This window comes from Candidatus Fermentibacter sp. (genome assembly GCA_030373045.1).
Taxonomy (GTDB): domain Bacteria; phylum Fermentibacterota; class Fermentibacteria; order Fermentibacterales; family Fermentibacteraceae; genus Fermentibacter.
In genome coordinates this window covers 1-6,956 of sequence record JAUCPW010000021.1, presented here as the reverse complement: position 1 = coordinate 6,956, position 6,956 = coordinate 1, and the positions used below count along the sequence as shown (strand labels likewise).

General features: G+C 67.1%; 7 protein-coding genes. 5 read left to right on the top strand and 2 right to left on the bottom strand.

From position 1 onward, the window contains the following. Positions 1-379 precede the first annotated feature (379 nt). From QUS11_04080 to QUS11_04060, 5 genes are all read left to right on the top strand, one after another. Complete coding sequence (locus QUS11_04080) at positions 380-997, top strand: 16S rRNA (guanine(527)-N(7))-methyltransferase RsmG (protein ID MDM7992468.1); 618 nt, start codon at positions 380-382, stop codon at positions 995-997. A 135-nt stretch (positions 998-1,132) separates the two neighbouring features. Continuing rightward, positions 1,133-1,894, top strand: coding sequence for an AAA family ATPase (locus QUS11_04075; GenBank protein ID MDM7992467.1), 762 nt, complete (start codon positions 1,133-1,135; stop codon positions 1,892-1,894). Further along, positions 1,887-2,750 carry a ParB/RepB/Spo0J family partition protein gene (locus tag QUS11_04070; GenBank protein ID MDM7992466.1) on the top strand — a complete coding sequence of 288 codons (864 nt, stop codon included), beginning with the start codon at positions 1,887-1,889 and terminating at the stop codon, positions 2,748-2,750. Before QUS11_04075 ends, QUS11_04070 begins: the two co-directional genes overlap by 8 nt. 70 nt (positions 2,751-2,820) lie before the next feature. After that, positions 2,821-3,228 (top strand): polymer-forming cytoskeletal protein, encoded by a 408-nt coding sequence (locus QUS11_04065; GenBank protein MDM7992465.1) that lies wholly within the window; start codon positions 2,821-2,823, stop codon positions 3,226-3,228. A 292-nt stretch (positions 3,229-3,520) separates the two neighbouring features. Next, entirely contained in the window at positions 3,521-4,570 is a 1,050-nt protein-coding gene (locus QUS11_04060; GenBank protein ID MDM7992464.1) for a PDZ domain-containing protein, read from the top strand. 967 nt (positions 4,571-5,537) lie between these two features. Here QUS11_04060 and tnpA read toward each other — a convergent pair. Together tnpA and lexA are read right to left on the bottom strand one after the other, a co-directional pair. Beyond that, positions 5,538-6,023, bottom strand: coding sequence for an IS200/IS605 family transposase (gene tnpA / locus QUS11_04055; GenBank protein ID MDM7992463.1), 486 nt, complete (start codon positions 6,021-6,023; stop codon positions 5,538-5,540). A gap of 101 nt (positions 6,024-6,124) precedes the next feature. Further along, entirely contained in the window at positions 6,125-6,721 is a 597-nt protein-coding gene (lexA, locus tag QUS11_04050; protein MDM7992462.1) for a transcriptional repressor LexA, read from the bottom strand. Positions 6,722-6,956 lie beyond the last annotated feature (235 nt).

The following is a 6,956-nucleotide window of genomic DNA, read 5'->3' as shown; positions in this document are numbered from 1 at the left end:
TGTCTCGTGGGCTCGGAGATGTGTATAAGAGACAGGTGCGCGCGGCCTCCCTCGCATGGTGTCCGGCTCTGCGCGCGGCCCCTCGCGGGATCGGGCCCAACGCCCCGGGACATCGGCTGAGCGCCGTGGCCTGACGGCGAGGCGCTCCAAAGGCGGCGGGAACCTGTCCCCATCGCGCGGTCGGTTCTCGCGGTATGCGCCTTCCGGGCCCGATCGCGAGCAGCGTCGCGGGCAACTTCATTCCGATTCAAAATCAGACAGTCCGATGCAAGATAATGGACTAGCCACAGGAGCATCCGGCTCATCCGCCCGGCCCCACCCTCCAGGGGACGTCGCGCGGGTCCTCGCCCGCCAACCCTGGGGACTCGTGGAAGAGCAATTGGCCCGCGCGGGCGCCGATGTCGGTGAGGCGATGCCGAAGATGAGGCGATTCGCCGAGCTGCTGCTCGAGTGGAACCGCGGTTTCTCGAACCTGATCTCGGCAAGCGACGAGTCCAGATTGGTCGAGAGGCACATCGTCGAGTCGCTGGCCCCGGCGGCGTGGATCAACGAAAGCACTCCCAGAGCCATCATGGACTTCGGTTCGGGAGGCGGGTTCCCGGCGATTCCTCTGGTCATCGCCGGCGTCGGCGAGCGTTGGGTCCTGGTCGAATCGCGCAGGAACAAGACGCTGTTCCTACGCAAGGTTTCAGAGGATATTGGTTTGCGTCGTGTAGATGTCGAGCTCGGCAGGCTGGAGATGCTTCTCGATGATTCCAGCCGGATCGGGAAGTTCGACGCGTTCACATCGCGAGCGACGCTGCGACTCGGTCCGACGCTGGCCCTTGCCGCCAACTGGGTATGCGGCGGCGGCTCGGCCTACCTCTGGAAGGGCAGCGGCAGAGTCCAAGAGATGGCTGACGATGGCCGCTGGGCGCGGTCCTGGGACGTATCTGGCTCGTTCGATATCGGGAACGGGCAGACATCGGTATCCAGATTCATAAGGAAGACAGTCTGATACGCTGAATAGTCAGCGTTGGTTTCACGTGAAACAGCGTGCTTGTCTTCCGGAGTCCACGCCTGCTATCTTGCTGGCGTACCACGCGCGCTCCCGCGTCGTTGAGTTCCCCCACAGGACATCGAGCTCAAGGGAATGGGACGAGTCATTTCGGTCGCCAGCCAGAAGGGCGGCGTCGGCAAGACCACCACAGCCATCAACCTCGGGGCCTGCTTGGCTCAGGAGAGCCGGCGTGTCCTGATCATTGACGTGGACCCGCAGGCCAATGCGACGAGCGGCCTCGGAATCAACGGCAACGACCAGAAGACCACGGTCTACGAGGTTCTCCTCGGCAACGCGGAACTCGCTGACGCGACGCTTCCGACCGCACTGGCCAACCTGGACGTCACGGTGTCCGGGCAGCGGCTATCGGGCGCCGAGGTGGAGCTGGTCGGCGTGATGGCGCGAGAGACACGCCTCAAGCACGCCCTGGCCAAGATCCGGGACCAGTACGACTACATCCTCATCGACAGCCCGCCGTCCCTTGGGCTCCTGACGGTCAATGCGCTCACGGCCTCGGATTCCGTGCTGATTCCCCTGCAATGCGAGTACCTGGCGCTTGAGGGACTCACGCAGCTGATCGGGGCCATTCGGCTGGTACAAGACCACCTGAATCCGGGCTTGAGGATCGAGGGCGTACTCCTCACCATGTACGATTCGAGGCTCAATCTCTCACAGCAGGTCGCGGAAGAGGCCAGAAAGTTCTTCGCTGAGAGGTTGTACCGCACTGTGATACCGAGGAACGTTAGGCTGAGCGAGGCGCCGTCATTCGGGAAGCCCATCGTCCTCTACGATCCACACAGCACAGGCGCAGACAGCTACAGGGAGCTGGCGCGGGAGGTATTGGAGCATGCCTAGGAAGGTGCTGGGTCGCGGGCTCGAGGCGCTGATTCCACCGCTGGCGTCAACGGCGGTTGCGCTCGACGACCAGGTTGCCGCCGGGATGGAGATTCCGGTCGGGGAGATCGAGGCGAATCCCTACCAGCCGCGGACCCAGTTCGACGACGATGCCATCCAGGAGCTGGCTGCCTCCATCAGGGCGACCGGAGTGCTGCAGCCGGTCCTCGTGCGGCGCCAGGCTGGCGCTGGTGGCTATCAGTTGGTGGCCGGTGAGCGTCGCCTTAGAGCTGCTAAAATAGCTGGCATCAACAAAATCCCAGCAATAATCAGGAAGGTTGACGACCGGGAGATGATGGAGCTCTCGCTGATCGAGAACATCCAGCGCGAGAACCTGAACCCGATCGAGGAGGCCAAGGCCTACAACACGCTCGCAGAGAAACTGGGCTTGACCCACGACCAGATCTCCGAGCGGGTCGGAAAGCAGCGGGTCTCCATCACGAACTCCCTCCGCCTCCTCGGTCTCCCGTCCGAGGTGCAGGAGATGGTTTCACGTGGAACATTGAGCGCCGGTCACGCCCGGGCCCTGCTGGCGATAGAGAAGCCGACGGAGCTCGTGATGGCGGCCCGTTACGTGCAGGCCAAGGGCTTCTCGGTACGGCGCACCGAGGCCTTCGTTCGACGGAAGCTGCGCCGGATGCACTCTCGCCCGCGTTCGCAGAAGGTGAGCGGAATGCGCGAGTGGGAGGTCCGCCTCCAGCAGAAGTTCAGCACTCGCGTGACCATCACGCCCGGGCGTAAGGGCGGAAAGGTCGAGTTCGAGTACTACGGGCAGGAGGATCTCGAGCGCCTGCTCGAAGCCTGGGGAGCGATGTGACCCGAGCTCTGGTAAGGACGGGACTTCACGGTCGGCTGCCTAGTCCGGTCGCAACGCAGGGAGGGAGAGCATGAAGTTCCGGTCGCGTTCCTCCGAAGCGGACGAATCGCCTGCTCCCAGCACCATCGTCGGCGTCGGCTCGAGCTTCCGCGGCACCCTGATGGTGCACGGCACCCTGCGAATCGACGGCGAATTCGAAGGAGACATCCTCGACTGCCATCGCCTCGAGATCGGCGAGCACGGTCTCATGCGTGCCGATGTCGAGGTGAAGGAGGCCCTCATTCAGGGCAGGGTCTATGGCAACGTGCGCGCTCTCGGAACCCTCGAGATGAGGCAGGGCGCCCATGTGGAGGGAGACGTCGCGGCCGTCAGCGTCATCATGGAGAACGGCGTCTACTTCACGGGCCGTTGCACGATGCTGGACACGGGTACCGAGGGCGTCGAGATGCGTTCGGACCTGCCGCGCAGCCACGGCTGATCACACATCTCCCCCGTTGCTCGTGCCTGCTGGAATGACGATGATGCGGCCACGCCGAATGTTTCTATGTTGCATTTTAGTAATCAGTTGCGTTGTTTTTGTTTCGCCTCCCGATGCGCACGTCTCCAGTGATTCCAGCGATCTCCTCGACGTGCGGTGGCCCGATGGGACGCATGTTCTCACCTTCGATGACGTCGAAGGGGCCATCCTCCTCGAAGCCACCCTCACGTCCGCCGCCGGTCGGGACACCACGGGTCCCGTCCTCCTCGACACGGGTGCCGGATATTTGGCGTTGGACCTCGGATTGGCCGCCATTCTCGGGCTCGCCGATGGCGCCGCCCGCGCGGCGGCCGTGGATCTTGCGCCCCGTCCCCTCGCGCGGCTGCAGCTGGGGGCTCTGCAGCTGGACCAGGTCTCGCCGGTGCTCACGGTGGACGCCGGCGTCATCCGCCGCGTCACCGGACAGCCCGTCCTGGGGCTGCTCGGTCAGGCCGTCCTGAGCGGCCGGGCCATCGTCGTAGACTACGCGGCCCGCACGCTGGTGCTCGTGCCTGCGCGGCCGGACTCCCTTGTGGGGCAGCCGGGGTTCCGGTCCGCCCTGTCTCCCGGGTCGGTGGCCGTCCCCTTCCGGATGGTCGCCGACGGGAAGGCACTGATCCGGGTGGGTGTCGTTGCCGGACCGGGCCGGCCGAGAACCGAACTCAGCCTCATCGTAGACACCGGGGCGACCAAGACCGTGCTCTTCCGCAGTGCCCTCGATCGGCACCTTCCGGGGTGGCGTTCATGGCCGGCGCTCCGGGGTCTCGGTGCCCCCACCCTGACGGGGGACGCGGCGGCCGAGCTCGTCCGCGTTCCCCGGCTCGAGGTGGTGGCAGAGGGTGGGGTGGTGGGCCGATCGGGGGTGGACGCGGCCGTGATCGGGGGTGACCTTCCAGGCCGGCTCGAGTCGTCCGTCCGGGAGCCCGTGGACGGGCTCCTGGGCTACTCGTTCCTCAAGCACTTTCGGATCGCCTTGGACTACCCCAGCGGCCTGCTCTGGCTGGACCCGGAGACGGGTGACGTACCCGACCGTCCGACGGAATACTGCCACCCCGGAATCCAGCTCGAGAGTGTCGCGGGGTCGGTCCGGGTGATGGCCGTCGCGGACGGCTCGCCGGCCTCCCAGGCAGGCATCCGGCCGGGGGACGAACTGCTCTCCGTGGATGGTTTCCGTGTGGCCGCGAGCGACGTCGTCGAGGCCAGCCGGAGGCTCGAGGGCGACCCCGGAACCAAGGTCGTCCTGAGGCTGCGTCGCGGCTCGCGCGAGTGGTCGAAACGGGTGGTCAGAACGCCCCTCCTCTGAGTCCGATCCTCACCCTCCGGGGGCCATGCGCGCGCACGGTATCGGCCCCGGCTTCCGGACACGGAGTCAAAGGAGAAGTGGCCGGGACGGCGGTCACGATATTTCGTGAGCCTACGGAGCCGTGAATCGATCCGGCGTCTGAAAAAAGAAACGGTTTCGTGGCATGCCCATCACGAAATATCGTGAATCTTCAGCGACACGTCGCCAGCTCCTCCACGGGGTTCGAGTGGTCACCGAGGGGCGTTCTGGTCCCGGGAAACCGGTTCGCCGGCGAGCCGCGGCATCCCTCGGCCGACCCCGGGACGAACCCCCGGAATGAGCGCCGGTCGCTCCTCGGAGGCGGTCCAGTTTCGTGGCGTCCGAGGTCTTCCCCGGCGCCTCCGAAGATGGCCCGTCGAGCCACCTCGGCGTGGGCCGAATCGGTCGGGCCCGGACACCGCACGGGGCACCCTCTCGGACTTGGAGCAGGCGCCCGGGGGGACGCTCCATCGAGGTTGGATCGGTCGCCCCGATGGGAGTCAGACAGGGCCTCCTGGGGACCCGGGTAGGCACACCCTCGGGGTCCATCCGGGCACCACTCGTGGCACCCGATTGGTGGCCCCCCGGCACCCCGCGATGCGCCCGATTCTGGACTCCCACGGCACCCTGACGCACCGGGTTCTGGACCCCTCCCGGCACCACGTGAGGCGCCCGATTCTGAATCCCTCCCGGCACCCTGTGACGCACCCGATCAGGGTCCGTTCGGGCACCCCGCGGAGGTGGGTCTCCAGTCGCCAAGATTCTCCCGATCGAGTCGGGCCGAGGAGGGTCGGCACCCGAAGACCGGCCTCATCGCCGGGGGTCGTTGGACGGGCAGCCGGACCTGGGGGACGCCCCCGGGCACCTGATCGGCCGACCGGCTGGGCGCTCCTGGACCCTACGGGCGCCCCCGCCTCCCAGACGACCGGACCCGGCTCTCGGAATCCTGCTAGCTCGCCGCGGCGAGGTCCTCGTCGGCGGCGTGGAGGGTACGGATCCGCTCGGCGACCTTCCCGACCCGAAGGGCGCTCACCGTCTCGACCGAGTAGGGCTCGTCCCAGACCAGGTTGCCGCGGAGCCAGACCCGCAGCTCCGGGTAGGCCTCGAGCAGGGCCAGGCCGGTCCGGCCCTTCAGTTGGCGGACGGCGCTGGCCACGCTCTGCGTGGGACGCAGGCCGAGGAGCAGGTGGACATGGTCGGTGGTGGCGGCGAACTCGACCATGGAGAAACCGAGCTCATCGCACGCCTTCTGGATCAGCTCCCTCAGCGTGCGGGCATGGCGGGCACGGAGAACCTGGCGGCGGCCGCGGGTGCTCCAACTGATGGCGTAATGGAGGTGGCTGCGGTAGACGGGCTCCCAGCGGCCGCGCAGCGCCTCGTCGATCTCGTGGGGGAGGCTGAAGTTCATCTCGCTTCCTCCTCTGATGCTGAACATCCGTGCACTACGGCCACAGACCTGTGGATGCCTCTGGCCATGCAAGGATTCGACCCTTGTGTCCGGGGGACCGCCTGGCCGATGCCGGGGGTGGGGCCCCGTCAGCCGACGGTGCGGAGCACTCCGGTCACGACGCCCAGGACCCTGAACTCGGTCTCGGACGTCACCCGGATCGGCTCGTACCTCGAGTTCGCCGGCACCAGCTCGATGCGGTCGCCGCGCGGGCGGTAGTACTTCACGGTCGCCTCGTCGCCGAGGAGAGCGACCACCATGTCGCCGGACCTCGCCTGGTCGCGCTGCCGCACGATGACCACGTCGCCATCGAGCACGCCCGCGTCGATCATGCTGTCCCCGCGCACGCGCAGCGCGAACGAGCCGCTCGTGTCGCCGAAGACCTCGCCCACGTCGAGCGTGTCCTCGACGTTCTCCTCCGCGAGGATGGGCGCGCCGGCGGCCACGCGACCCAGCAGCGGCACGCCCGGCCGCGGCGCAGAGGAGAGCAGGCTGTTCCCGCGCGAGACCTTGCCCCGGCGCTTCAGGTAGCCGGCCCGCTCGAGCATGGTGAGGTAGTAGCGCACACCGTTGGTGGACGAGATTCCGGCGGCCTTGCCGATCTCGCGGATCGTGGGGGGAAGGCCGTGCTCCTGCTGGAAGCTCCGGATGTAGGAGAGGATCTCTCGCGCCCGGTCGTTCAACATGGCTCGCGCCTCCGCTGGCTCCAGTCCGCTGACGGCATCAACGCCGGGCACCTTAGTGCACAGGCGTGCAGGATGTCAAGGTGTGGTTTTCCCGCGAAAACCGCGGTCTTCTGGAGGGAACCGGGGGGCATCCACGCCGGCGACGCCCGGGACCGCCGGGCGACAGCGGGTGCATGGCCGCGCGCGGGCGGGCCTTCGGCGTCCATCCGCGGACGGCGGACACAACGGCGTGGAC

Bases quoted from the DNA above. Each gene is read 5' to 3' on its own strand.
- tnpA (MDM7992463.1), bottom strand. From the start codon at position 6,023: ATGTTCAGCATCAGAGGAGGAAGCGAGATGAACTTCAGCCTCCCCCAC.
- QUS11_04065 (MDM7992465.1), top strand. From the start codon at position 2,821: ATGAAGTTCCGGTCGCGTTCCTCCGAAGCGGACGAATCGCCTGCTCCC.
- QUS11_04075 (MDM7992467.1), top strand. From the start codon at position 1,133: ATGGGACGAGTCATTTCGGTCGCCAGCCAGAAGGGCGGCGTCGGCAAG.
- QUS11_04070 (MDM7992466.1), top strand. From the start codon at position 1,887: ATGCCTAGGAAGGTGCTGGGTCGCGGGCTCGAGGCGCTGATTCCACCG.
- lexA (MDM7992462.1), bottom strand. From the start codon at position 6,721: ATGTTGAACGACCGGGCGCGAGAGATCCTCTCCTACATCCGGAGCTTC.